The organism is Cytobacillus sp. C11.1 (assembly GCF_058145115.1).
Genome location: NZ_CM176935.1, coordinates 3915364 through 3941723, shown reverse-complemented (window position 1 = coordinate 3941723; position 26360 = coordinate 3915364). Strand labels below are relative to the sequence as shown.

The following is a 26360-nucleotide window of genomic DNA, read 5'->3' as shown; positions in this document are numbered from 1 at the left end:
ACTAAATATGGAGCCAAGAATTAAATATACTAATTGAAAATTATGAATATAATTATATTTTATTTTATTAATAATTTCTATAAAATTCTATATATTATTAATGAAATTCAATAATTCATTGACATAATTTTCAGAAATATCCTATACTTAATGTATACGATTGACTTTTTTCCATTAATAAGGAACTGATTGAATTGAAAGGGAGTGAAGAGATGTTTGAGCTTTTTGAAATCGAACAGCAGTTTCCAGATGATAGACTTACCGATATAAAAGGGAAAATACATGGTGAATTAAATCAATACCTGCGTACTGAAAATTTGCCTAAGAATGCAGAGATTGCTATTACTGCCGGGAGCAGGGGTATATCAAATATCGTACAAATTCTTAAAGAAACAGTAACTTTTTTAAAAAATTTAGAGTATAGGCCTTTTCTGGTTCCTGCAATGGGCAGCCATGGGGGTGCGACAGCAGAAGGCCAGGTAGAGGTGCTTAAACATTTGGGCATCACAGAAGAAACAGTTGGTGCAGAAATCCGTTCTTCCATGGATGTTGAGCTTTTGGGACATACACCAAAAGGGCAGCCGGTTTATATGGATAAAAACGCATATCAAGCTGATGGAATCCTGGTTATTAACCGAATAAAAGCACACACAGCTTTTAGAGGAAGAGTGGAAAGCGGCTTGAGCAAAATGGTCACAATTGGCCTGGGGAAAATTAAGGGAGCTTCTTTTGTTCACAGTGATGGCGCTTTAAAGATGGCAGAAAATATAGAAGAAGTTTCATCTTTTGCTCTTCAAAATAGTCCTATTTTAATGGGATTGGCCATTATAGAAAATGGATATGATGAAACGGCTGATATAGCAGGTGTAACGGTGGACAGTTGGCATTCCAGGGAAGAGGAACTTCTTCATTATTCCAAAGCCATGATGCCGAGCCTGCCAGTAAATAATATTGACCTGCTGCTGGTTGAAGAAATGGGCAAGTGCTTTAGCGGTACGGGAATGGATCCTAATATTATTGGTAGATGGCGAATAGATGGGGTACAGGAACCGGAATTTCCTGCTGTAAGCAAACTGGCGATCCTGGACTTGGCAGAACGGTCTTTTGGCAACGCTCAGGGAATTGGATTGGCTGATTTTACAACACAAAGATTGGTGGACAAAATGGATCGCAAATCTACATACACAAATGCACTAACAGCCACATATTTAAGACGCGCGATGCTGCCAATGATTTATGATACAGAAAAAGAAACAGTAGAAACAGCCATTTATAGCCTTGGTCCGAAAATCGACAGGGAGACTATTAAAATAGTCCAAATTCCTAATACACTCCATTTAAATCGATTATTCGCAACTTCTCCTGTTCTAGAGGAGTTAAAGAAATCAAATCGTAAGTTTATCATAAAAGGTTCCCATCAGCTGACATTTGACGAGAGCGGAGACATATTAAAGAAATTAACTGTTCACCAGTTTAGTTAACTAGGAGGTTAACATGGAAAACACTATTAATCTTCAAAAAGCTGCTCTTGTTATAGATCCTTCAGATAATGTGGCTGTTGCCCTAACTGACCTTAAAAAAGGGGAAATGTGTATTTTGCGCTTCAATGACCGAGAGGAAAAGGTCATGCTCCTTGAAGATATAGATTTTGGCCATAAACTAGCAATCTTTGATATTGAAAAAGATGAAAGCGTTTTAAAGTATGGTGAGGAAATTGGAAAAATGATGGTCAGTGTTCAAAAGGGTGCTTATATTCATAACCATAATATGTACTGTGAAAGGGGAATGAAATAATAATGGCAGATACATTTATGGGATTCAGGAGAAAAAATGGAACTGTTGGCGTCCGTAATCAAATTGCCATTATCCCATCTGTTTTTTGCTCGGCAAAGGTAGCAGAAAGAATAGCCTATCAAGTGCCAGGGAGTGTATATTTTAGACACCCAGTGGGGTGCAGCCAGGTTGGGGAGGATTTAGAGGTTACCGCTAAAACTCTAATAGCGATTGGGAAAAATCCCAATTTTGCCGGAGTTGTAGTGGTAGGTTTGGGCTGTGAAAGATTTTCTCCTTATGAATTAGCAGAAGGTATTGCTCCAGCAAATAAAATGCTGGAAACAGTCGTTATTCAAACGGAAGGAGATTCTCTGGCAGCAATTCAAAAAGGAAGCAAGATTGCGAGGGAAATGCAGCAAATTGCCTCCAGACAGTTTCGAGAGGAGGTTCCAGTAAGTGAGTTGATGATCGGACTTAACTGCGGGGGTTCTGATATGACATCCGGCTTAATTGCAAATCCAGCTTTGGGCATAGCTTCGGATAAACTTGTATCACAAGGAGGCTCTTCAATATTAAGTGAAATTACAGAATTAATTGGAACCGAGGATATCCTGGCAAGAAGAGCCATTAATGAAAATGTAGCAACGGAGATTAGGGAAACGATTTATCGCACAGAAGAAAAACTGAGAAGACAGACACAGAACTCAAGCAATAAAGACAGAACCCACTTAATTTCTACAGGAAATTATGCTGGCGGATTATCAAGCGTCGTTGAGAAGTCTCTTGGCAGCATGAAAAAGTCTGGCAGTTCTCCTTTTTCAGGTGTCATTCAATATGGGCATCAGCCTGATAAGAAAGGGTTATTTCTACTCGATTCCCCTGGCCACGATGGTGAAGTATCAACGGGGGAAGCAGCAGCAGGAGCCCAAATTATTCTATTCCCAACCGGAAGGGGAACTCCTACAGGGTTTCCGGGTGTGCCAGTAATAAAAATCACAGGCAATCCGAAAACCTACACAAAAATGAGGGAAAATATCGATATTAACGCAGGACAAGTTTTGACGGGTGAGAAGTCATTAGAACAAATGGGAAATGAAATTTATCAGGAGATTTTAGAAGTAGCTTCCGGAAAGCATGTAAAAGCAGAAGTTCTGGGTCATGATGAACAATTCTGTGTGACTCGGCTGCCATAATAAGAATGGTAAGGATTTAGAAATAGTCATGTTAAAACTCGTTGTTGCTTGGAGTGGAGTCAACAGGCAGGTTAACAGGGCTTAAAATAAAATTAGGGGATTAAAGAAAGGCGGTTTTTTTAATGGAACTTAATCTAGCAGGAAAAGTAGCATTGGTCATTGCATCAAGCCAGGGGTTAGGAAAAGCGATTGCATCAGAATTGGCTAAAGAGGGCGCGCACGTCATGCTTACGAGCCGAAATGAAGATAAGCTGCAAACAGCAAGAGAAGAACTTGATAGATTGGGTGAAGGGAGAATATCCTATTATCCTTGCGATATAACAAAATCTGATGAGATAGAGACCCTTATCCGAAAAACAAATGAAGAGTTAGGAAAGGTTGATATTCTAGTCAATAATGCAGGCGGACCTCCAGGAGGGACGTTTGAGAAATTTAACGACGAAGATTGGCAAAACGCATTTGAATTAAATCTGCTAAGCTATGTTAGGCTGATCAGGGCTGCCCTTCCTGACTTAAAGAAAGATGGGGGACGGATTATCAATATTGCTTCATCCTCTATTAAGACTCCAATCCCAGGTCTTATTTTATCGAATACATTCCGTTTGGGAGTTGTCGGGCTTGCGAAAAGCCTGGCAGAAGAGCTGGCACCTTATAATATCCTGGTAAACACTGTAGCTCCTGGCAGAATTGCGACTGATCGGGTAGCTTTTCTGGATCAAATGAAAGCGGAAAATCAGGGGAAAACGCGAGAGGAAGTCGAAGAAGCCTCCAAGAAGACGATTCCTTTAGGACGCTATGGCAATCCGGAAGAATTTGCAAAGGTAGTTGCCTTCCTGGCATCAGATGCAAGTTCGTTTGTTACCGGAACTTCCCTCTTAGTTGACGGGGGAATGGTAAAAGCCATCTAATCATATAAGATTCGATAATAAGTCTTTCAAGGAAGTGAAATTTTTGAGTATTATTTTTCAGGAAAACGAAGAGACGGCTATTTTACAGCTCTATAGGGAAAATGGCTACAATGCGCTTGACTATGAAACTTTCTTGCAGCTGCATGACTCACTCATAAAGATTAAGGAATCTGATTCATATAAAACAGTCATTATTACAGGCTCGGGATCTACTGCTTTTACTGCAGGTGCAGATTTAAAAGAAAGGATAAACATGGGCCCCCAGGAGGTTCAGGATTATCTGGACAAAGCCAGACAAACTTATCGTGAAATCGAAAGTCTCCCTCAGCCTGTTATTTCGGCAGTAAACGGTTTATGCATAGGCGGAGGAATGGAAATGTCTCTTGCCTGTGATCTAAGAATAGCAGCTTCCCATAGCTTATTCAGTCTCCCCGAAGTTAAAATTGGAATTATCCCTGGCGTAGGCGGAACACAAAGACTTTTAAGAGCAGTTGGTGAATTGCACGCAAAAGAGCTTATCTTTACCGGCAAGAAGATAACTGCAGAGCGAGCTTTATCCATCGGTCTGATCAGTGAAGTTGTTGAAGAAAGACCAGTTTTGGAAAGGGCTATAGAATTAGCAGAAGAGATAAATCAGAATGCGCCGCTGTCAGTAAAAGAATCAAAAGCTGCCATCAATTTTGGTCGCAGCGTCACACTCGAAGAGGGGCTTTTTTATGAAGCTGAGGCATATGAAAGAGTGCTGAATACAGAAGATCGAAATGAGGCACTTGCTGCATTCAGGGAAAAGCGGAAACCGGTTTTTAAAGGCAGATAAAAATCTTTTATAAGTCTTTTTACTCTTTGAAGAATGGAGGCATTAATTTGAAAGAATTAAAACTGCCCAATGTTGAATTACCTGAAGAAGCTGAAGATTTACGTAAGGAAATACGAGAGTTTTTAAGCATGGAGAGAAGCCGAGGAAGCTTTGAACCAAAATGTGATACCTGGCTCGGCGGTTATTCAGCAGAGTTTAGCCGTAAGATTGGTGAACAAGGCTGGCTTGGAATGACATGGCCTAAGAAATATGGAGGCCATGAACGATCAGCACTAGAACGATTTGTTGTGACCGAAGAGCTGTTGGCAGCTGGCGCACCTGTTGCGGCACATTGGTTTGGAGATCGTCAAACGGGACCTTTATTGCTGCGCTATGGAACAGAAGAACAAAAGCAGCGCTTTTTACCCTTGCTTGCCAAGGGTGAGATCTTTTTTGCAATAGGGTTAAGTGAACCTAATTCCGGCTCGGATCTTGCTTCTGTTTCCACAAGAGCTAAAAAGTCGGGTAATAAATGGATTGTAAATGGCAGCAAAATATGGACCAGCGGAGCCCATCACGCCCATTATATGATCACCTTAGTGCGAACTGCCCCTTTAGGAGAGAAAAAACATGAAGGATTAAGCCAAATACTGCTTGATCTGTCGGCTCCAGGCATTACAATCCGCCCAATACACCTAATGACGGGAGAACATCATTTTAATGAAGTAATAATGGAAGATGTTGAAGTCACAAAGGACATGATTATAGGGGAGGAAGGAGGAGGCTGGAAACAAAGTTTGGCAGAACTGGCATATGAACGCAGTGGTCCAGAAAGGTTTATGAGTACATACCCTCTTTTAGAAGAATTAGTGAGGAAGCTTTCAGATTCTGACAGTGATTATGCAAAGATTGCAGTTGGGCGGCTTATTTCAAGGCTATGGACTCTCCGAAAGATGTCTTTAGGTGTCGCTGGTTTGCTGGAGCAAGGAAAATCACCGGAAATAGCGGCTGCACTTGTTAAGGATTTAGGAACAGAATATGAAAATGAGATTATAAAAATTGCACGGCTCCTGATCCCAAGCCACCCTTCTGTAACAGCTGATTCCAGTTTTGATGCCTTATTGGCTCAGGCTATTCTTCATGCACCAGGGTTTACTTTACGAGGAGGAACAACAGAAATTCTGCGCGGGATAATTGCAAGGGGGTTAGGTGTTCGATGAGTGAAATAAGGTCAATGCTGGAAGATACCGTTAGCAAGGTATTAAGGGACCTATGTACGAAGGAGTTAATATCGTCTGCAGAAAAAGGTGAATTTCCTGAAACGCTGTGGGAGACCCTTGAAGAGCTTGGTGTCAATGCAGTTGGCATTCATGAAGAGAAAGGCGGGTCAGGCGGTGATTTAGGCGACTTTATGGCTTTGCTTAAGATTGCCGGATATTATGCTGCTCCTGTGCCTTTGGCAGAACATATTCTCTCTAATTTTGCTTTAACAGAATGTGGACTGCCTGTTACTAATACTATTAGTACATTTTCTTTTGAAAACGAAATTGATTTTGATAAAACTGATAAAGGATGGGTACTATCGGGTATAGCTAAACATGTACCTTGGGCCCGAAATGCCAAAACGATTACGATCTTAGGTAAAACCTTTGAGAATGAATATAAAATTGCCAATGTTAGCCTGGAGGAATGTCAGGTCAGCAATCATGAAAATTTAGCTGGAGACCCTCGGGATGAAGTGGTGTTGAATCATATCTTCTTGCATGATAATGAAGTAACAGCCATTGATCATAGTAAAGTAAGCCAAATTTTTGACTTGGCTACACTGACGAGGGTTATGCTGATGACGGGTTCAATGGAAAAAACGTTGGAGCTGTCGGTTACTTATACAAAAGAAAGAACACAATTCGGTCGTCCTATTGGCAAATTTCAGGCTGTTCAGCAGAAGCTTGCTATTTTGGCTGGTGAAACAACAGCATCAATGGCTGTTGCAGATTTTATTATCACAAATATTGATGCCGGGATCAGTACCGAAGAAGCTTCAATGGCCAAAGTCCAGCTTGGTGATGCAGCCCAGGAAGGGTCCCGTATTGCCCACCAGGTACATGGTGCGATGGGGTTTACAGATGAACACCCGCTCCACCAATGTACACGGAGATTATGGGCCTGGCGTGATGAATACGGGATGGAGAGTATTTTAGCCAAGAAACTTGGGGAAAAGATCCTAAGTTCTCCGGAAGATCTATGGGGATTTATTACAAAAACCGCGAAGGCCACGGCAGATAAAAGGTAAAAAATCAGGTCCCTGTTGATGGGACCTGATTTTTTATATAGCCCCATCCAATAAGTAAGGCTGAGTATCCCGAATAAATTTGACGAAATTATCGATAGCACCAGTCATTATTAAATCTTTTTGGTATATTAAATTTGAATATCTCATAATTTGAGGAAAATCTTTTACTTTAACCAACTTTATCGTTCCGTTCTCAAGCTCACTCTGGACAGAAATTTGCGGCAAGATTGAAATCCCCATGTTGATTTCAATCATTTTTTTAACTGCATTAATATCATTCAGTTCCATGCCGGTTTTAATCGTATAGCCCATATTGGTAAAAGCACCTTGAACCTGTGGCCAAAAGCTTGATTTTTTCCCGTAAACAATAAATTCTTCCTGAACAATTTCTTCAATTGAGACACTTTTTGAATCAGCCAGGGGGTGATGCGGTGAAACAACAAAAACGGCTGGATCCTGCCCAATTAGTTCACTATGAAGAAAGTCGTCGCTAAAGTCCGGGGTACTAGTTCTGGCGATTGCAAAATGCACCTCCCGGTTATAAACCATTTCAATCATTTTTGGCGTAAATTCAGTATGCAATATGATGTCTACTGACGGATACATTTGGTTGAAATTCTCAAGGATCTTAGGCAATATCCAATAACAAAATGAATGGGAAGTGACCAAAGATAACGAGCCTGAGTGGCCTTGTTTATAATTGGCCAATGATGCTTCAGCCTCACGGACAAGGGAAAGGATCTGCGTGGAATATTGGTATAAAATTTTACCGGCATCCGTTAAATTTCCCATCGCTTTATTTTTCCGGTTGAATAACTGCAAACCCAGGTCTTCCTCCAAGCTTTTTATGTGAGCGCTTACAGTAGGCTGTGAAATAAAAAGCTCTTTAGCTGCATTTGAAAAATTTTTATGCTTATATATTGTATTAAATACCTCTAATTGTTTGATATCCATTTTAATTGTCACCCTCAACGTAATTGTTATAGTATTTTTCTATCTTTTAATTTATTATATCAGTTTTATAAATAATTTCATAGTGCTTTAACGCTTATTTCGATGTAATAAAAATATTTGATTTAAAACATTAAAAAATTCAGAAAAGTATAGACGTTTCTTATTGGATCCAGTATCCTAATAGTAGATATTTAAAAATTTGGCTGTTAACGCCCATGGTGGGTTTTGCCTCCTATTGATTGAAGCTGAAGGCGGGAGATCCTCGAAAAAGCATTCAAATCAAGGAAGCGGATTCAATGTCTGCGGCAAAAGCGAGTCAAAGGGAGACCTTGCTTATTGCTTGCGGAGGCTTCCGGACTGCACCTTTTTTGCTGAGCTTTTTAAGCGGAAATCATCCGGAAAGTTTAACAAAGCCAAACATTTAAAGAGAGGAGGGGGACGAATTAAAACAATGACAGTTGCCAGTGATATTTTAAGAGAGCTTGAGACTCTTTCGAGTGAGGAATTAAATCAGGTATCCCATGTTATTAAAGCGCTTAAAGGTTCAAAAAAAGAACTTCATTATACTGGCAGATTATTAGGAATTGGTTTTGAAGAGAATGGCGAAATGAGCATGAAATTGGGTATGCAAAATGCCAATACATATGATGTTGCCCAGGGAGGAGCCCTCTATACATTGGCAGATGTATCTATTGGTTTTCACATAATGACCAAGATACCGAAAGATTCCCAAGTCTACACTTTAGAACTAAAAATGAATTATATTAGACCTGGCAAGGGGAAAAAGCTGTATGCAAAACCTGCAATTATTCATTTAGGGAAAAGCACAGTTGTTTCAGAGTGCAGGATTATAGACGAAATAGATCAAACTGTGGCAATTGCTTTAGGCACATTTTTTTTAAAACATGACTGTCAGCGTAAAGCAAGTACCTGGAGTGAAGATCAACAGTCAAGGTAGCAGAGCCTAAAAAATGAAATAGTTAACTAAGGAGGAATTATAATGACAGTAAAATTTGATGAAGGTTTGCAAGTGCGGCGTGAAGTATTAGGAGCTGAATATGTTGATAACTCCATAAAAAACGCAACAAGTTTTACAAAGCCTCTCCAGGAATTAGTTACTGAATATTGCTGGGGAGAAATCTGGACAAGAGATGGTTTGCCTAGAAAGACGAGAAGCATAATTAATTTAGCTATGCTAACGGCATTAAATCGCCCTCATGAATTAAAGCTCCATTTACGCGGTGCCATTAATAATGGAGTAACAAAAGAAGAGATCCAGGAAATATTTTTGCAGACTGCAATCTATTGTGGCGTGCCTGCATCACTGGATAGTTTTAAGGCAGCTCAAGAAATATTTAAGGAAATGGAAATAGAAGAATAATAGTTATCCTCCTTGCGCTGAAACACCATTCTAATAAATTAGAATCGGAATGGTGTTTTTTTAATTCATTTATTTTTAATTGAATTTTTAGATAGTTTACACTATTATAAAATTAAAGCTGTCGACAGCCGACAGATCTGAAAATGGACAACGAAAGGGGGGCAAATGTGAATCAAAAACCACTTGAAAAGGCACTTCCGTTTTACCTCCAAATTCAGCAAACCATAAAAGAACGAATTTGGCACGGAGAATATAAGCCAGGAGACCGTCTATATGAAGCTCAGCTTGCCAAGCAATTCTCAATCAGCCGCAGCCCTGTAAGAGAAGCGATTCGAACTTTAATTAATGAGGGTCTTTTGATCATGGATGAAAAGTCGCAAATAACTGTATATAAGCCTACTTTAAAGGATGTAAAAGATATATATGGCTGCAGAATTGCTCTTGAATCCGCTGCTGTAGCTCTTGCAGCACAACGGGCAACAGAATCACAAATAGCTGAACTTGAAAGAATTTTAGCCGAAACGGAAACTTCGATCGAAAAAAATGATAAGGAAGAAATCGTTAAATGGAACACAAAGTTTCATGAACAAATTATTTTAATTAGCGGAAATGTAAGATTAAAGAAACTGGTCGATGAGCTTCATTCATTAACCTATTATTATAGGCTTTTGAATATCGAGGGTAACGAACGAGGCCGCATTATTCTAAAAGGACACAAAGATATCATTAAAGCGATTAAAGAGAGAGATCCTGAAAAAGCATCGGAGAGCTTAAAGGAACATACGCAAGTAGATTTAAAGAATCTAATTGAGCTTATTGAGGGAAAAGGGGAGATAAGATGAGGATTGTTGATGCGGAGGTTTTATGTGAAAGCGTTGCCAAGCTTTGCTGGGAAGCCTGTTACTATTTGCCAGAGGATGTTTTGGCAGGGTTTAGGCGTGCCGAAAAAACAGAGGCTTCTCCTATTGGCAAGTCCATTCTTCAACAGCTGATGGAAAATGCAGATGAAGCCAAAAATAATCATATGCCTTATTGCCATGATACGGGGATGGCAGTGGTTTTTGTAGAAATAGGGCAGGATGTGCATATTACAGGCGGCAATTACCTCGATAGCATCCAAGAGGGCGTAAGGACTGGATACAGAGAGGGCTATCTAAGGAAATCGGTTGTAGGTGATCCTCTGCTGCGCGTTAACACAGGAGATAACACACCAGCTGTGGTACATACGGAGATCGTACCAGGTGATCAGATAAAAATTACTGTCCTGCCAAAGGGCGGCGGCAGTGAAAACATGAGTGCCATGAAATTTCTGCTCCCAGGGGAAGGCGTTGAAGGAGTAAAGAAGTTTGTTTTGCAGACGATTAAAGATGCTGGAGGTAAGGCTTGCCCGCCAGTCGTTGTAGGGGTGGGAATAGGAGGAAGCTTTGATAAAGTGACTTCCCTGGCCAAGCATGCGGTATTAAGAGAAATTGGCGTTCATCACCCTGATCCACATATCGCACAGCTGGAAGAGGAATTGCTAGAAGCTATTAATGATACTGGAATTGGACCTCAAGGCCTCGGAGGGACCAGTACAGCTCTTTGGGTGCCGATAGAAACCTATGCATGCCATATTACGGCATTGCCGGTTGCAGTAAATATACAATGCCATGCTGCAAGAAAGAAATCAGTAATTATCTGAATAAATAGATAGGAGGGTTTAAAATGCCAGAATACAGGCTGCAGACACCTATTACCAAGGAAGATATAAAAAAATTAAAAATCGGCGATACGGTTCTCCTATCAGGAACCATTTACATGGCTAGAGATGCTGCACATAAAAGAATGGTAGAGCTGCTTGAGAACAATGAGCCTTTGCCAGTTAACTTGAAAGGGGAGATTATCTTTTATGCCGGTCCATGTCCTCCAAAACCAGGACAGGTAATAGGCCCGGTAGCGCCGACAACAGCATTTAGAATGGATCCGTATGCACCTGCAATGTACGAATATGGAGTTGTAGGAACCATCGGCAAAGGGCCAAGAAGGGATTTGGTCAAGGAAGCATGCAGGAAATATGGCGCCATTTCATTTGCAGCTATTGGCGGATTGTCCACCATCTTAAGCAGGAGAGTTAAAGCTGTTCAAGTAGTTGCTTATGATGATCTTGGTCCAGAAGCAATACGAAGATTAGAAGTACAAGATTTTCCGCTGCTTGTAGCATATGACTCAAATGGTGAGGACTTATACCAGCAGGAAATAGCCAAATATGAAAATTACAACCAAAAAACAAATAAAGGAGCTGTGTGATCATGAAAAAATATGAAATTGCCGTAATACCTGGAGATGGAATTGGAAAAGAAGTAGTACCTGTATCATTAAAAGTATTAGAGACGGTAGCAGAAGTGCATGGAGGATTAAAATTTGATTTTCAATCCTTTCCATGGAGCAGCGAATATTATATCGAACACGGAAAGATGATGCCGGAAGACGGTTTAGGAACACTAAAAAACTTTGATTCTATTTTTCTTGGTGCCATTGGCAACCCAGCTTTAGTGCCAGACCATATTTCTTTATGGGGTCTGTTAATTAAAATCAGAAGAGAATTTGAACAGTCGATTAATATTCGCCCTGCAAAATATTTTAAAGGCTTAAAATCGCCGTTAGTTAATCCTAATGATTTTGATTTAATCGTAGTAAGAGAAAACAGCGAAGGTGAATACAGTGAAGTAGGAGGCAGAATTCACAAAGGTGAGGATGAACTTGCCATCCAGAATGCTGTTTTTACAAAGAAAGGGACAGAACGGGCCATGCGATATGCCTTCGAACTTGCAAAGAAAAGAAGAGGGCATTTAACATCAGCCACCAAGTCTAATGGTATCTTCCATTCCATGCCTTTCTGGGACGAAGTCTTTAATGATGTTAAGGGAGATTATCTGGATGTGCAGACAGCATCTTACCATATTGATGCACTTGCTGCATTTTTTGTAACCCGTCCGCAAATATTTGATGTTATTGTGGCGAGCAATCTATTTGGTGACATTTTAACTGACATTGGAGGGGCAATCATGGGCAGCATTGGAATTGCCCCAGCTGCAAATATCAATATTAATGGAAAGTATCCATCTATGTTTGAGCCTGTCCACGGCTCTGCTCCTGATATCGTTGGCAAGGGAATAGCTAATCCAATTGGACAAATTTGGACTGCCAAAATGATGCTGGATCACTTCGGTGAAGAGGAACTGGGTAAAAAGCTTCTTGATGTAATTGAGGACGTTACAAATGATGGTATTAAAACACCGGATATTGGGGGAACATCATCCACTGAAGAGGTTGGAGATGAGATCTGCAGAAGGCTAAAGAAGGCGGTTTCTGTTTAACTCATACTATAATAAAAAAAGAATTCCAGGCTCCTGGGATTCTTTTTATTTTAAGCTATCTCCTACTTCTGCTCCAAGCTCTATATCCTGCTGGCGGCAGGGAAATTTCTCTTAGACGGTTTATCACAACGGCTGATGACAAGGTTGAAAAAATTATCTTAGGATACATAAAAACAACCGCGCCTTAAGGGCTGCGGTTGTTCTTTAGATTTGAAATAAAAGAGTTATTTGCTCTCTGCATCCTCAATAATATCTTTGCCGATTTTTTCAGCCCATTCATTGTAAACTGGTTCAAGAGCTTTCTTGAATTCTTCAATTTCAGCCTCTGAAAGCTCATTGATTTCAACTTGCCCATTTTCTTTTAATTTTGCCAAAGCATCGTCGTTAAGCTGTTTAGCAGATTCTCTTGCAAGCTTGGTTCCTTCGTCAACACCTTTTTGTACAACCGCTTTTGTTTCTTCGTTCAGACTATCCCAGAACTTAGTGTTAGTAAGCAATGCATAGTCAACACGTGTATGGCCCATAATTGTCATATACTTTTGAACTTCGTCAAACTTCTTGGATTCAATGTTGCTGAATGTGTTTTCCTGTCCATCAACAGTTCCCTGCTGAAGGGCAGTATATAATTCACCGAAAGGAATCGAAGCAGAACCAGCTCCTAGCTTGGCATAGATAGCTTCAAGCAATTGTCCGCCTTGTGTACGGATTTTCATTCCATCTAAATCTTCTGGCGTCTTTATCGCTTTTTTATCATTAGTCATGTGCTTTGCACCATTTGGCCACATTGCCTGGCCTAATACACCATCTTTTTCTAAACGCTTAAAGATTTCTTGTCCTTTTTCTCCATCCCAGAATGCATTTGCTGCCTCATCACTTTCAAATAGGAAAGGCATTGCAGGGATATTGAATCCAGGGTCGTTACCCACAAGCTTTGACATGTCCGGTAAAATGAATTGGACATTGTTTGCAACAAGGTTCTGGTATTCATCTTTATCGCCAAATAAAGAGCTATTAGGATATACCTGAACTTTTATTTTGCCGCCTGACTCTTCTTCAATTACTTCTTTCATTTTTAGGGCACCTTGGTGCTTTGGCGTATTTTCAGCTACGACGTGAGAAATTTTAATGGTTATCTCCTGAATTCCGTCACTCTCCGCTCCGCCGCCTGAGCCTGATCCTTCCGTCTTTTCAGAATTACCGCAGGCTGCCAGAGCGAACATCAATACCAGAGTCAGAGCCGCCAGGAATAACTTTTTCGTTTTCTTCATTTAAAATCCCCCTTTTTAATAAATAGGCAGAGACAAATTTATTTATCTCTGTGTGATCAGCTTCTTTATCTAATGTATTGCTTGCTTCACTGAATTTTTGATAGACAATTTGAGGCAATGAAGTAGCGGCACCTGCATCCTTAAAAAGCTGATTTGCCATACCTATATCTTTTTTGATGAGTTCAAGAGAAAATCCCGAATTATAAGCTTCTGTCAAAATGAAATTCGGGTATTTGTATTCTGTAGAGCCGCTCCTGCCAGTACTTTGATTAATGACATTAATTGCCTTTTCTGGTTCTACGCCAAAATTCTCCAACAGTTGTACAGCCTCACAAGATGCTAAGAGATGGGTAGCTGATAAGTAATTATTAATTGCTTTTATTAAGTGACCGCTTCCGGATGGCCCGACTAATGAAATACTGCTGCCCATGGCACCTAGCAAACGCTTACATTTCTCGAAATGATCTGCTGATCCCTCCAGCCATAATCGTTAATGTCCCATCAACTGCTTTTTTGACTCCCCCGCTAACAGGAGCATCGACAAAACCAATATTATAGGGCTCCAGCTTATTGCTGTTCTCTTTTGTATCAGACGGATAAGAACTGCTCATATCAATAATCATAAGCGAATTCTGATCTTTTCCAGAAGAGGTTGCGTCAATGATTTCTTCTACTACCTTGTTTACTATGGCAGAGGAAGGGAGCATTAACACAATATAGTGCACTTTATGAATCCAATCTTTCATGCTGGCGGTATTTCCGCCCAATGCCCGGAGTTCTTCTAATGCATTTACACTTACATCTGCTCCAAAAACATTGTATCCATTCTTAAGGAGATTCTTTGCCATTGGCAGACCCATTTTTCCCAGTCCGATAAAGCCAATATTTTCATTCATAAAGAAGCATCTCCCCTAAGCCCCTTATGTAAAGAGCCAACCTGATTTCTTCTGTGGACACCAGCAGCATCCTCGAGATTCTCTTCAGCTATCTTGAAACATTCTATGAAGGATTTCTTGATTAATGCTAAAGTCCTGTTTTTTATGACCACCTTTCGACCTCCTTTTTGGATTTTGGATACAAAACAAACTTTGACCAGGTGCTAATACAGGCTGATGAAAATAGTATAACAAAACAGTCGAATATTGTGAATACACAAAAAATAATAAAAAAATAAAATTTTCTGTTTATTTTTATTTTCATTTCTTGTATATTGAAAAAGAAACCAAGCACGGATTGGATACAATCCCAAAAAAGGAGTTGATTTGTATGAAGCTCTTTAAATGGCTCGATCGCATCGAAGAAGGAGCAGCTGGATTGCTATTTATTGGAGGAGTAGTGGTAAGTTTATATGGTGTATTTACAAGATATGTTCTTAATGCACCACAGGCATGGGTAACAGAGATTTTCGAATTTCTGCTCGTTTGGGCCATATTTATCGGCTTTGGAATGGCCTTAAAAGACAATCGCCATATTCAAGTAGAGTTATTGTTTGATTTGCTGCCAAAAGGATTAAAAAAGATCGTTGCCGGTATTAGTAATATAATAGGAGCGGGCTTCTCCTTTTATCTCGCTTTTTCATCCCTGGAATTGATAACGCTTTCAAAGGAACAGGGGATTACTACCATCGATGTTGGTATTCCAATCTGGATCACCTATCTGGTTCTGCCAGTGGGCATGAGTTTACTGGGATTGTACTTTATTGTGAAGGCGTATCGTGCATTTACAGGAGATAAACGAGAAATCACAGGAGAACTTGAACATCTTTATGAAGAAATGCAGGAATTAAACAAAGAAACTGAGCAGAAGGGAGTAGGAGCATGAGTCCGGTTTTAGTGTTATTTTTGGTGTTTGCCATTTTGTGTCTTATTCGAGTCCCGATTGCAGTCAGCTTGGGGTTATCCAGTATCGTGGCTCTTTCAATGATCGATTTTACACTCTATACTGTCATCCAAAAAATGTTTAACTCTTTAAACTCCGCAACACTAATGGCTATTCCAGGATTTGTATTTGCCGGAATCATCATGTCAAAAGGCGGTATATCCTTTCATTTGATTGAAGCTTTAAAATCATGGGTTGGTCATATTCGCGGAGGACTAGCGGTAGTAACAATCCTTGCGTGCATGATCTTTGCAGCAATTTCTGGTTCAAGCCCTGCCACAGCCGCTGCTATCGGAAGCATCATGATTCCCGGAATGGTGAAAGCAGGCTATAGCAAGCGTTATGCAATGGGATTAGTTGCAGCAGCAGGTACTCTTGGAATCCTGATTCCGCCGTCAATTCCATTAATTATCTATGCATCTGTTGCAGAGGAGTCTGTTGGCAAGCTGTTTGCAGCAGGGATTATCCCTGGTTTATTGCTTGGCGGTATTTTACTAATTTCTGCGATTGTCAATGCAAGAATCAATAACTATGGGAAATTGCCAAAGGAACCAATGAATGTACGATGGAAAAAAACCTATAAAGCCATTTGGGGTTTTCTCCTTCCTGTTATAATTCTTGGAGGAATCTATTCAGGAATTGTAACACCAACTGAAGCTGCGTTTGTTTCATGTTTCTATGGAATCATTGTTTCAGTTTTTATTTATAAAGAAATGTCATTTCCAAAGTTTAGGGAAGTGCTAAAGGAATCCATCAATATTACGTCAATGATTTTCTTGGTTATTGCTTCTGCAATGATATTCGGAATGTTCTTAACGACAGAACAAGTTCCGCAAAGTTTTGCCGCTTGGATTGAAGAGAGCACTACAAATAAATGGATATTTATGATAGGCGTCAATCTGATGTTCTTCGTACTTGGAATGTTCCTGGAAGCAGTTGCGATCATTTTGATTACACTACCAATCTTGCTTCCGGTTTTAGTAATGTTTGATATTAATATCATTCATTTTGCGATCATCATGACAATTAATATGGAATTGGCGATGATTACTCCTCCAGTAGGTTTGAATCTGTTTGTTGTAAGCGGTATCACCAGGGAAAAGGTTGGAGAAGTGGTAAGAGGGGTTCTGCCTTTCTTTGCACTAATGTTAATAGCCCTAGTATTAATTGTCATTTTCCCGCAAATTTCTTTGTTTTTAGCAAAATAATTCTTTAAAGCTGTTATTGCCTAAGGAGTTTTTAAATGAACCAAGTGAAGGAATTCCATACATTACAAGAGAAAGTAACAGATATGATTAGAGAATCTATTTTCACTCAGGTATATAAACCAGGGGAAAGATTGATTCAAGATGAATTAGCTGCAAGATTTGGCGTAAGCAGGATGCCTGTAAGGGAGGCGCTTCGCTGTCTGGAGAGAGAAGGGCTAGTGGCATTTCTTCCCCATAAAGGAGCTCAGGTAATTGGCTTTAGAAGGGAAGATATAGAAGAGTTATATTATCTGAGGGCACTCCTGGAAGGCATCACAGTTCAAAAGTCAATGAATTTTCTTACTAAAAAAGATAAGGCAGAACTAAAAACATTGGTTGAAAAAATGGATCAGGATATTGATAACAATGATATGGATTCCTTTATCACCCATAATCATCAATTTCACATGCTGCTTCAAAAGGGATGCAATTGGAAAAAAATTAAATTGCTGACGAAGGAATTTATTGAGGGTTATCCTTCACATGTTCCAAGCCTCATTCCAAAAACAATGTTTGTTTCAAATGAAGAGCATAAACAAATGTTAAGAGCACTTGAATTGAAGGATCCTATTATGCTAAGACAGCTGGTTGAAAATCACATCATGAGGGCAGGGAATGCGCTTACTCAAGTAATTGAGTAAGTTATTTCTTCATATAAATCGGATCCAATATCCATTAAGGAGGAGTTATGTTGGCACCAAAGCGTTCCTACTTATTTGTTCCAGCCATTTCTGAAAAAATGATGGAAAAAGCAATATCCAGTGAAGCAGACAGCGTTATTTTCGATTTGGAAGATGCTGTAGCCATGAATGAAAAAGAGATAGCAAGGGAAAGAGCAAAAAACTATTTACTAAATTATCCGGCTGAAAAAGACGTATATATTAGAATCAATGATTTTACTACAGTGTATTGGAGAAGAGACATAGAGTGTGCCGTGGAATCAGGAGCGAAGGGGATTATTGTTCCGAAAGCGGAAAGCGGCAGCAATATGAAAGTTATTTGCCAAACAGTGATTGAGCTGCTTGATAGAACAGGCAGAAAAGGGGAACGTTTTGAAGTACTGCCCCTTATCGAAACAGCGTCTGGCGTTCACTTTGCCTATGAAATTGCCAATTCTCATTCCTTAATCCCAAGGCTTGTGTTTGGTTCCATTGACTACTCGCTTGATATAGATTGCGAGCTTACGGATGGGGGCGAGGAGCTTTATTATGCAAGGTCCCAGATTGTAAACGCATCAAGGGCAGCTGGAATTGGCAGCCCAGTAGACGCAGTATACCCGGATCTTTCTAGTGAGGATGGACTTAAGAAAGAGGCAGTCCGTGCCAGAATTTCAGGCTTTAAATCCAAGCTGGCCATCCACCCGAAACAGCTGCATGTAATCCATGAGGTCTTCACCCCGGATGAAAAAGTATTGGAAGAGGCAAGGGAAATTGTAGAAGCATTTGAGGAGGCAGAACAAAAGGGAAGTGCATCTATTTCTGTTCGAAATAAATTGGTGGATTATCCTGTATACAAAAAAGCAAAAGGGTTATTGCAGTATTCAGCTTTATAATAAGGAGAGATCTATATGGTAACCAGTCAAATTGCCAGAAATATCATCCGTACAAAATTTGGCGAAATCAGCGAAAATGCTGTTTACGAAGCAAAAAGAAGTCTATTAAACTGGCTGGGCGTTGCTATTGGGGCAGCCAATCATGAGTCGATGGACAAGGTTTTAAATGTTTCAAAATTGATGGAAAGCAGCCCGCAAGCGACCATTCTGGGAAGAAAAGAAAAGGCGGATATGCTTTTTGCTGCTTTGCTAAACGGAATGTCCTCCCACATCTATGATTTTGATGATACACTGCTTGAAACGGTCCTTCATCCTTCTTCACCTGTTTTCCCTGCTGTATTAGCTTATAGCGAATTTAAGAAAAAAACAGGGAAAGAGGTTTTAGAGGCCTTTATTATAGGGTGTGAGGTACAGGCCAGACTAGCCCTGTCTGTTTATCCTTCCCATTATTGGCGGGGGTGGCATATAACAGGCAGTGTAGGGGGAATTGGAGCCGCTGCGGCAATGGGCAAGTTATTGGAGCTGGACGAGGAAAGAACCTCCTTTGCCATTGGGATTGCCGCTACAGATCCTACCGGGTTAAGGGAAATGTTTGGAACCATGACGAAGCCTTACCATCCGGGAAAAGCGGCTATGAATGGGATGCTTGCTGCATTCATTGCAGGCGAAGGATTTACAAGTTCTAAAAAAGCATTGGAAGCAGAACGTGGGTTTATCAGCGTTTTATCTGAAGAAAGAAAGCTGGAGCTTCTGACAGATAACTGGGGAGATAAATGGGAAATTGAGAAGAACAGCTATAAACCATTTGCCAGTGGAATCGTGACCCATCCTGCAATTGACGGTATAATAACAATCCAAAAAGCCCATAACTTAAAGGCTGACGATATTGCAGAAATCACAATAACTGGACACCCGCTGGTTAAAGAACTTACCGGAAAGACTAAATTTTCAACAGGGCTGGAAGGCAAGTTTAGTGTATATCATTGTGTGGCTGCAGGCTTCCTCAATCTAAAAGCAGGTGTAAATGAGTTTACGGATGAGTTTGTAAATAAACCTGAAGTAAAGGCTTTAAGGTCTAAAATAAACTTAACAATTGATGAAAAGATAAAAGAAGATCAAGCAAAATTAACAGTGAAACTGACAGATGGAAGAGAGCTTAACCATTTTGTGGAGCATGCTATCGGAAGCAAGGATCTGCCTATGACAGATGAGCAATTAATCGAGAAGTTTAAGGACGTAACAGGAAACATTATTAATGGAGAGTCCAAAAATAGATTAATAGATTTAATTTATAGGTTTGAAGAACTAGAGGATTTGGATATCTTCTTTAATTTATGCAAACCGGTTGAAGCTGCTGGCCGAATTTAGCTTAAAGAAAGAAGGAGACTAGAATGGGTACTCCGAATACCAAGGCAAAAGTAAATTTCGTGCCAAAAGCTTCCCGGGCAATTTCTGTTCATTCTTCAAAAATCATTATGCTTTTATCGGGAATTATCATTGCAGCAGCCATATATGCAATATTGCCTGGGGAGAATTATTCGGGAAAAGTCATGCTTGCGCTGTTGGCACTAAGTGTTTTTTATTGGACGTTCGAGCCCTTGGAACTTGGTGTTACTGCAATCTTACTGCTTGTTCTAATGTTATTGTTCAAAGTTGTTACGATGGAGATTGTCTTTAGCGGTTTTTCATCCCCAGCTATCTTTCTTATAATAGGCGGAATGATGCTTGCGAAAGGGGTAAATGATACTCCTCTTGCCAAAAGGCTGGCTTATTTTATTTTAGCGAAGTGGGCAGGTACAGCAAAAGGGCTATTAGCGAGCATCCTTATAATTCCCCAAATTCAAGCGTTTTTTATCCCAGCTGTTGCTGTAAGAGCGACTTTGTTGCTGCCGGTTGCACAAATGTCACTTGATCAAATTGGAGTGAAGGAAAATGAGAACCTTCGCAAGATGATTCTGCTGGGGGTAGCATTTGGCGGAACTATAAGCGGAACAGTAGTTATGACAGCAGCAATTGGCAATATTTTAACGGTTGAGCTTTTAAAACAATTCCTGGGGATTCAAATTACTTATATTCAATGGTTTATTTACACATTTCCCATTTGGCTTCTCCTTATTCCTGCGGCCTGGTATGTATTGATTAAATCTTTTCCCTTGCCTGAAGACCGTCAAGAATTTCACCATGTGAAAAAGGAAATGAGAAACAAATTGAAAGATATAGGTCCTATTAATCTCGCTGAAAAAAAATGTATAGGAATTTTGACGCTTATTGTTGGGCTTTGGTTTACAGAATCTTTACATGGCCTGCATCCAAGTATTCCTGCTTTAATAGGCGTCATATTGATGGCGCTGCCAGGTGTGGGATGTTCAAAGTGGGAGAATATGGTGAAAATTAATTTCGATACTATTCTCATAATGGGAGTTACTTTATCCCTGGGCTATGGATTCAATCATTCGGGTGCCGCTGAATTAGTTGGTGGGAGTTTAAGTGCAGACTGGATCATTGATTTGCTCCGATCCCCAGTTATAGGCGTTATTTTTATTTTGTTCATCACCCAAATTTTGCATCTTGCAGTAGCAAATGTATCAACCGCTGTTGTCACTTTGATTCCAATTTTTATCGGATTATCAGCTAAAGCTGGTGCTGACCCTGTGCTTATTTGCATTACAGCCTCTCTGGCATGTTTGCACGGTTATATACTGGTTGTCGAAGCAACACCCAATATCATCGTTCACAGCACTGGCCAAATCCAACAGAAAGAGTTTGTGATACCGGGACTTCATATGACTATGATTATGATTCTGGTAACCATTTTTACAGCTGTAACATGGTGGAATTGGATCGGATTTTTATAAAAATTCAAAAAATAGCTGAAAACTATAGACATGTTAAATTGGATCCTATATCCTAAAGCTAAAATAGGAATAGGAAAGGATTTAAAAATGTCATTGAATCAGGATTTAAGAATTGAAAACAGAGATACATTGCACTTAAAAGTATGTAATGTTATTAGGGAAGCCATTATCAGAGGAGATTTTAAACCTGGAGAACGATTAAAACAGTCCGATCTGGCTGAGAAAATGGGTGTTAGCAGGATGCCTATTAGAGAGGCATTCAGAAAGTTGGAATCAGAGGGCCTTATAAGGCTTGAACCACATAAAGGGGCCGTCGTGAAATCCATTAATATTGAGGATATTGAAGAAATATATGCTTTAAGAGCTGAGCTTGAAAAAATGGCTGTGTACCAAAGTGTGGATTTGCTTACAGAGGAAGATGTAGAACAGCTTACTTTTCTGGTAAATGAAATGGAAAGAACAGATGACGTTGATACTTTTATTCAATACAATATTGAGTTCCATCGAATGCTGGTAAAACGGTGTAAGTGGGAACGGCTGAATTCATTTATTGGAACGTTATGGAATGGATTTCCTCAGCAAACGCCTCATCTGCTTTCAGGCCAGCAAGAGACCTCGAATATTGAACATAGAAAAATAGTTGAAGCAGTCATTAATAAAGACAAAGAAACAGCGGCTAATCTTTTATCTGAACATATTTTCCGAACCGGCGAATCATTAATAAAAAGTTTAAAGGAAGAAGGGAAATAAATTTCCCTTTTTTTATAAAACGGATCCAATATCCAATAGGAGGAAAACAAGAATGGGGCGAATGCTGGAAGATGTAAGTAAAACAATTCTAAAAGAAAGTGGAATTCCTGTACCAGGACATTCAGTAATTTCAAATAGTGAAGAAATCACGGATCTGCACCTATCTAATCCATGTGTTTTAAAAGCACTTGTGCCAGTAGGAAAGAGAGGTAAAGCAGGAGCTATTAAGTTTGCAAATACTGCTGAGGAAGCAAAAAGGAAAGCAGATGAAATACTGGAAATGACGGTTAGGAACTTTCCAGTTGAAAAAGTGCTGCTAGAAGAGAAGATTGATATAGATGAAGAATGGTATGTTTCAATTACAATTGATTCTCAAAAGCAAGTTCCAGTAATTATTGCTACAACTGAGGGTGGCATTGAAGTAGAAGATCTTGTAAAGGATGCACCTGAAAAGGTTGTGGTTTTTCATGTTGAACCATTCTCTCAGCTTTACCCATACCAGGCGAAAGAAATTTGGAGCAAGCTGGGTGTTACAGGGAAGCCTTTAGTAAAAGCAACGGCCATTCTTTGTAAGTTGTATGATGTATTTATTAAATATGACGCCTATATCTTAGAGATTAATCCTTTGGTTCTGACAAAAGATGAGAATGTCATTGCAGCCGCTTCGGTAATGGGAGTGGATGATGCTGCACTTTATCGGCACCCTGAGCTTGAAGGAAAGGTAGAATCCGGAAGTGAGCGTTCCTGGAGACCTTTAACCGAACTGGAGAAAGAAATGGTTAAGGTGAATGACGCGGATTATCGCGGTACTGCCCGATATACCGAAATGGATGGCGGAGAAATTGGTTTTATGTGCGGAGGCGGAGGAGGAAGCTTGCTTAGCTTTGATGCCCTCACTAATTTAGGTGCACACCCTGCAAATTACACAGAAACGGGCGGTAATCCTTCAGAAGAAAAAGTAAAAGGATTGACGAAAGGCATACTTTCCAAAAAAGGAGTTAAAGGCCTTTTTGTAGCGCATAACATTACCAATAATACACAGATAGATGTTATGGCAAGGGGAATTGTAGAAGCAATACATGAATTAGGCATAAACCCTAAAACTTTTCCTATTGTAGTAAGGGAAGCCGGTGTAAACGATGAGGAAGGCAAAAGAATTTTCCTTGAAGCAGGCATTACTTATTTTGGAGAAGACCTGACAATCGAAGAAGCGGCAGCGGAAATGATTAAAAAGATGAAGGGAGTGTCTTAAATGTCAATTCTAATCGATCATAATACAAGAATGGCTGTACAGGGAATAACAGGCAGGGAAGCTTCCATGATCGTCAGCCATACGCTCGCCTATGGAACCAAGATATTTGCCGGTATCACTCCAGGAAAAGGCGGACAGCATGTTCAAGGTGTTCCGGTATACGATACAGTGGCTGAGGCAGTTAAAGTACATGATATCAATGCATCCCTTATAGTTGTCCCTCCCGCGTTTGCCTTAGATGCTGTACTTGAGGCAATAGCTAACGGCATAAAGCTGATTGTGGTTACAACAGAAAATATACCTCAGCATGATGCAGTAAAACTGTTGCATGCTGCACGTAAAGAGAAGGTCACGATTATTGGTCCCAATACTGTGGGATTAATCAATCCCAAGGATAGAATCAAAATGGGATCCATAGGCGGCGATCGCCCTGAACGTTGTTTTGTGCCTGGAAGTGTAGGTGTCATTTCCCGCAGCGGCGGAATGACAGCGGAAACATCCTGGATGGTAAAAAGAGCAGGTTATGGAGTTACAACAAGCATTGGCATTGGCGGCGATAGTTTAATAGGATCAACGATCAGGGACCTTCTTATTCTTTTTGAAAAGGATGACGAAACAGAAGCAGTTGTTACCTTTTCGGAGCCGGGAACGTCTTTTGAAGAAGACGCGGCCAAATTAATAAAAGAAGGAGGGTTTACAAAGCCGCTTATATCCTTTGTCGCTGGTAAATTTACTGAACTAATGCCGGAAGGAACTGTTTTTGGGCATGCCGGTGCCATGATTTCAGGAAATATTGGACGCCCTTCACTTAAAATGGAAGCGCTTAAGGAATCAGGGGCCCACGTGGTAGAACAGTATGATGATATTATCAGTGTTTTACAATCTGTGTTAGGAGCGAAGGTGGGGGAAGTAAAATGATACTAACAAAAACATTAGCTGAGTATGCCAATAAAATAAGTTTCGAAGATTTGCCTGACGAAGTAGTTGAATTTACGAAATTATGTATTTTGGACTGGTACGGATCTGCTCTTGCCGGCAAAGATGAAAAACCGGTTCAATCTATAAAAGAATTGCTAAATGAATGGGGAGGTAATGAACAAGCAAGCCTTGTAACTGGCGGTAAGTCCTCCATTGGCAATGCCTGCCTGGTTAATGCTGCAGCAAGCCATATTGTCGAGCTGGATGACATTCATAAATCTTCCATTATTCATGCCGGAACTGTTGTTATTCCTGCTGCAGTAGCTGTGGCAGAAGCGTATCAGCTAAGCGGTAAAGAATTAATAACTGCTGTGGCGGTTGGATATGAAATCTGTTATCGAATTGGGGAAGCAGTATCCCCTTCTCATTATTATTACTGGCATAACACAGCTACATGCGGAACTTTTGGTTCTGCAGCTGCTGTGGCTAAACTTCTGAATTTATCTGTTGAGCAGACAATGTATGCACTTGGAAATGCTGGTACTCAGGCTGCTGGGTTATGGGAGTTTATTGAAGATGGTGCCAACACGAAACAGCTTCATACAGCAAAAGCTGCGTACAATGGTGCTCTTGCAGCCCTTCTGGCAAGAAAGAACTTTACATCTGCTTCCAAAATCCTGGAAGGTAGAAGAGGCTTCTTTAATGCGATGTCTGAAAAATATGATCCTGAAAAAATCACAATAAATCTCGGCAGTGAATTTAAAATAATGGAAAATAGCTTTAAAATTCATGCATCATGCCGACATACTCATCCAGCAATGGATTGTATCCTGGACATCATGAAAGAAAACTCCCTCCAGCATGATCAAATTCAAAATATCTCAATCGGCACTTATCAAACAGTGCTTAATATTACTGATAACCCTACTCCTAAAACTGTATACGCTTCAAAATTCAGCAGCCAATTTTGCGCCGCTCTGATTGCTGTCAAAGGCTCAGCCTCATTAATTGATTATAATGAAGATATTTTGCATTCACCTACGATAAAAGAGCTAATGAAAAAAGTGGATGTGCAAGTGGATCCATACTTTGAAAATGCATATCCACAAAAATGGGGTGCAAAAGTAATCATTACACTAAAAGATGGAAGAACCTTCATTGAATCAACTGATTACCCAAAAGGAGACCCAGAAAAAGCAGCTTCGAGTAAAGAACTCATCGAAAAGTTTAAAACAATTACACGGGAAAAGATCCAAGATGCTGAAGAACAAGTTGACGCTATTTTACGCTTGGAGGAAATACAAGTTTCAGAATGGATAGCAATGGAAGTGAGGGAAGAGTCGTGCAAACAGCCACAGTGACGCCTCTTTCATCTTCCAGAAAGAAATTTATCCTATCTAGACTGCATTCACTAGCGGGAATTATCCCGCTAGGCCTTTTTTTAATTCAGCATTTAATGGGGAATGCCTTGGCTATTTTCGGAAGCGAGAAATATGATGAACATATTGAATTTATGCTTAGCCTGCCATTTCTCTTTATCCTTGAAATTGGATTTATAGCACTTCCTTTATTCTTTCATGCTGTCTACGGGATTTATCTTTCTTTCATATCAAAGCCAAATGCACATGTGTACAAATACAATCGAAATATAAGTTTTTTGCTCCAAAGAGTAACAGGAATTATTACCTTTATTTTTGTCATTTATCATGTTTGGGCGCTTAGAATTAGTCCTGCTGTAAGCAAAATCGAGGTTAATCATCAGCTTGTAAGCGAACATCTCGCAAATCCTTTTATGATGATTTTTTATATCGCAGGCGTACTCAGCACCACTTATCATTTTACTAATGGGCTTTCAACTTCTCTCATAACCTGGGGAGTAACTGTGGGTCCTTCTTCGCAAAAAATTGTCATGAACCTATGCTTCGTAGTTTTTATTATTCTGGCTGGCCTGGGTCTCGGAAGTTTGATCTCATTTGCTATTTAAAC

Annotated in this window: 29 protein-coding genes; 24 read left to right on the top strand and 5 right to left on the bottom strand. The window is 40.0% G+C overall.

Annotation, left to right across the window (positions count from 1 at the left end; genetic code table 11):
- Positions 1–212 precede the first annotated feature (212 nt).
- The 7 genes from AC3ZVC_RS19605 to AC3ZVC_RS19575 all read left to right on the top strand — a co-directional run bounded on the left by AC3ZVC_RS19605 (position 213) and on the right by AC3ZVC_RS19575 (position 6963).
- Entirely contained in the window at positions 213–1481 is a 1269-nt protein-coding gene (locus AC3ZVC_RS19605) for a nickel pincer cofactor-dependent isomerase, group 22 (protein WP_490064860.1), read from the top strand.
- 13 nt (positions 1482–1494) lie between these two features.
- Positions 1495–1794 (top strand): UxaA family hydrolase, encoded by a 300-nt coding sequence (locus tag AC3ZVC_RS19600; RefSeq protein ID WP_490064859.1) that lies wholly within the window; start codon positions 1495–1497, stop codon positions 1792–1794.
- A 2-nt stretch (positions 1795–1796) separates the two neighbouring features.
- Positions 1797–2966 carry a UxaA family hydrolase gene (locus AC3ZVC_RS19595; protein WP_490064858.1) on the top strand — a complete coding sequence of 390 codons (1170 nt, stop codon included), beginning with the start codon at positions 1797–1799 and terminating at the stop codon, positions 2964–2966.
- Positions 2967–3088: 122 nt separating this feature from the next.
- Positions 3089–3874, top strand: a complete 786-nt coding sequence (locus AC3ZVC_RS19590) for an SDR family oxidoreductase (RefSeq protein ID WP_490064857.1) — start codon at positions 3089–3091, stop codon at positions 3872–3874.
- A gap of 43 nt (positions 3875–3917) precedes the next feature.
- Entirely contained in the window at positions 3918–4691 is a 774-nt protein-coding gene (locus AC3ZVC_RS19585) for an enoyl-CoA hydratase-related protein (protein WP_490064856.1), read from the top strand.
- A gap of 47 nt (positions 4692–4738) precedes the next feature.
- The gene (locus AC3ZVC_RS19580) at positions 4739–5890 is read left to right on the top strand and encodes an acyl-CoA dehydrogenase family protein (protein WP_490064855.1); all 1152 of its coding nucleotides are present in this window, start codon (positions 4739–4741) and stop codon (positions 5888–5890) included.
- Complete coding sequence (locus AC3ZVC_RS19575) at positions 5887–6963, top strand: acyl-CoA dehydrogenase family protein (protein ID WP_490064854.1); 1077 nt, start codon at positions 5887–5889, stop codon at positions 6961–6963. Before AC3ZVC_RS19580 ends, AC3ZVC_RS19575 begins: the two co-directional genes overlap by 4 nt.
- A 33-nt stretch (positions 6964–6996) precedes the next feature.
- Here AC3ZVC_RS19575 and AC3ZVC_RS19570 read toward each other — a convergent pair whose 3' ends face one another.
- Positions 6997–7917: a LysR family transcriptional regulator gene (locus AC3ZVC_RS19570; protein WP_490064853.1), complete on the bottom strand. Its 921-nt coding sequence runs from the start codon at positions 7915–7917 to the stop codon at positions 6997–6999.
- 235 nt (positions 7918–8152) lie between these two features.
- Between AC3ZVC_RS19570 and AC3ZVC_RS19565 the strand changes: the two genes are divergently transcribed.
- The 6 genes from AC3ZVC_RS19565 (at position 8153) to AC3ZVC_RS19540 (ending at position 12654) form a co-directional block, all read left to right on the top strand.
- A complete protein-coding gene (locus tag AC3ZVC_RS19565; RefSeq protein WP_490064852.1) occupies positions 8153–8875 on the top strand; it encodes a PaaI family thioesterase in 723 nt (240 codons plus the stop codon).
- 42 nt (positions 8876–8917) lie between these two features.
- On the top strand, positions 8918–9298 hold the full coding sequence (gene pcaC, locus AC3ZVC_RS19560; protein WP_214727004.1) for a 4-carboxymuconolactone decarboxylase: 381 nt from the start codon (positions 8918–8920) through the stop codon (positions 9296–9298).
- Positions 9299–9465: 167 nt separating this feature from the next.
- Positions 9466–10140 (top strand): GntR family transcriptional regulator, encoded by a 675-nt coding sequence (locus AC3ZVC_RS19555; RefSeq protein WP_490064851.1) that lies wholly within the window; start codon positions 9466–9468, stop codon positions 10138–10140.
- A complete protein-coding gene (locus AC3ZVC_RS19550; protein ID WP_490064850.1) occupies positions 10137–10979 on the top strand; it encodes a fumarate hydratase in 843 nt (280 codons plus the stop codon). The genes AC3ZVC_RS19555 and AC3ZVC_RS19550 overlap by 4 nt, the downstream gene beginning before the upstream one ends.
- 23 nt (positions 10980–11002) lie before the next feature.
- Positions 11003–11584: a FumA C-terminus/TtdB family hydratase beta subunit gene (locus AC3ZVC_RS19545; protein ID WP_490064849.1), complete on the top strand. Its 582-nt coding sequence runs from the start codon at positions 11003–11005 to the stop codon at positions 11582–11584.
- A 2-nt stretch (positions 11585–11586) separates the two neighbouring features.
- Positions 11587–12654 carry a tartrate dehydrogenase gene (locus AC3ZVC_RS19540; protein ID WP_490064848.1) on the top strand — a complete coding sequence of 356 codons (1068 nt, stop codon included), beginning with the start codon at positions 11587–11589 and terminating at the stop codon, positions 12652–12654.
- 224 nt (positions 12655–12878) lie between these two features.
- On the opposite strand, the gene AC3ZVC_RS19535 is transcribed toward AC3ZVC_RS19540, so the two are convergent.
- The 4 genes from AC3ZVC_RS19535 to AC3ZVC_RS19520 are packed head-to-tail and all read right to left on the bottom strand — an operon-like array spanning position 12879 to position 14970.
- Positions 12879–13922, bottom strand: a complete 1044-nt coding sequence (locus AC3ZVC_RS19535) for a DctP family TRAP transporter solute-binding subunit (RefSeq protein WP_490064847.1) — start codon at positions 13920–13922, stop codon at positions 12879–12881.
- Entirely contained in the window at positions 13849–14352 is a 504-nt protein-coding gene (locus AC3ZVC_RS19530) for an NAD-binding protein (protein ID WP_490064846.1), read from the bottom strand. Before AC3ZVC_RS19530 ends, AC3ZVC_RS19535 begins: the two co-directional genes overlap by 74 nt.
- Positions 14353–14368: 16 nt before the next feature.
- Positions 14369–14818 carry an NAD(P)-binding domain-containing protein gene (locus AC3ZVC_RS19525; protein WP_490064845.1) on the bottom strand — a complete coding sequence of 150 codons (450 nt, stop codon included), beginning with the start codon at positions 14816–14818 and terminating at the stop codon, positions 14369–14371.
- Positions 14815–14970, bottom strand: coding sequence for a hypothetical protein (locus AC3ZVC_RS19520; protein WP_490064844.1), 156 nt, complete (start codon positions 14968–14970; stop codon positions 14815–14817). Before AC3ZVC_RS19520 ends, AC3ZVC_RS19525 begins: the two co-directional genes overlap by 4 nt.
- Before the next feature lie 218 nt (positions 14971–15188).
- Between AC3ZVC_RS19520 and AC3ZVC_RS19515 the strand changes: the two genes are divergently transcribed.
- The 11 genes from AC3ZVC_RS19515 (at position 15189) to AC3ZVC_RS19465 (ending at position 26358) form a co-directional block, all read left to right on the top strand.
- Positions 15189–15743: a TRAP transporter small permease gene (locus tag AC3ZVC_RS19515; protein WP_490064843.1), complete on the top strand. Its 555-nt coding sequence runs from the start codon at positions 15189–15191 to the stop codon at positions 15741–15743.
- Positions 15740–17008 (top strand): TRAP transporter large permease, encoded by a 1269-nt coding sequence (locus tag AC3ZVC_RS19510; protein ID WP_490064842.1) that lies wholly within the window; start codon positions 15740–15742, stop codon positions 17006–17008. The genes AC3ZVC_RS19515 and AC3ZVC_RS19510 overlap by 4 nt, the downstream gene beginning before the upstream one ends.
- A 35-nt stretch (positions 17009–17043) precedes the next feature.
- Entirely contained in the window at positions 17044–17688 is a 645-nt protein-coding gene (locus tag AC3ZVC_RS19505; RefSeq protein WP_490064841.1) for a GntR family transcriptional regulator, read from the top strand.
- A gap of 47 nt (positions 17689–17735) precedes the next feature.
- A complete protein-coding gene (locus AC3ZVC_RS19500) occupies positions 17736–18599 on the top strand; it encodes an HpcH/HpaI aldolase/citrate lyase family protein (protein WP_490064840.1) in 864 nt (287 codons plus the stop codon).
- 15 nt (positions 18600–18614) lie between these two features.
- Positions 18615–19967 (top strand): MmgE/PrpD family protein, encoded by a 1353-nt coding sequence (locus AC3ZVC_RS19495; RefSeq protein ID WP_490064839.1) that lies wholly within the window; start codon positions 18615–18617, stop codon positions 19965–19967.
- Positions 19968–19990: 23 nt separating this feature from the next.
- Positions 19991–21454, top strand: coding sequence for an SLC13 family permease (locus AC3ZVC_RS19490; RefSeq protein WP_490064838.1), 1464 nt, complete (start codon positions 19991–19993; stop codon positions 21452–21454).
- Positions 21455–21541: 87 nt separating this feature from the next.
- Positions 21542–22204: a GntR family transcriptional regulator gene (locus AC3ZVC_RS19485; RefSeq protein WP_214727021.1), complete on the top strand. Its 663-nt coding sequence runs from the start codon at positions 21542–21544 to the stop codon at positions 22202–22204.
- 52 nt (positions 22205–22256) lie between these two features.
- Entirely contained in the window at positions 22257–23456 is a 1200-nt protein-coding gene (locus AC3ZVC_RS19480; RefSeq protein ID WP_490064837.1) for an ATP-grasp domain-containing protein, read from the top strand.
- Positions 23457–24374 carry a succinate--CoA ligase subunit alpha gene (locus AC3ZVC_RS19475; protein WP_490064836.1) on the top strand — a complete coding sequence of 306 codons (918 nt, stop codon included), beginning with the start codon at positions 23457–23459 and terminating at the stop codon, positions 24372–24374.
- Entirely contained in the window at positions 24371–25735 is a 1365-nt protein-coding gene (locus AC3ZVC_RS19470) for an MmgE/PrpD family protein (RefSeq protein WP_490064835.1), read from the top strand. Before AC3ZVC_RS19475 ends, AC3ZVC_RS19470 begins: the two co-directional genes overlap by 4 nt.
- Positions 25717–26358 (top strand): succinate dehydrogenase/fumarate reductase transmembrane subunit, encoded by a 642-nt coding sequence (locus AC3ZVC_RS19465; protein ID WP_490064834.1) that lies wholly within the window; start codon positions 25717–25719, stop codon positions 26356–26358. The genes AC3ZVC_RS19470 and AC3ZVC_RS19465 overlap by 19 nt, the downstream gene beginning before the upstream one ends.
- Positions 26359–26360: the final 2 nt, after the last annotated feature.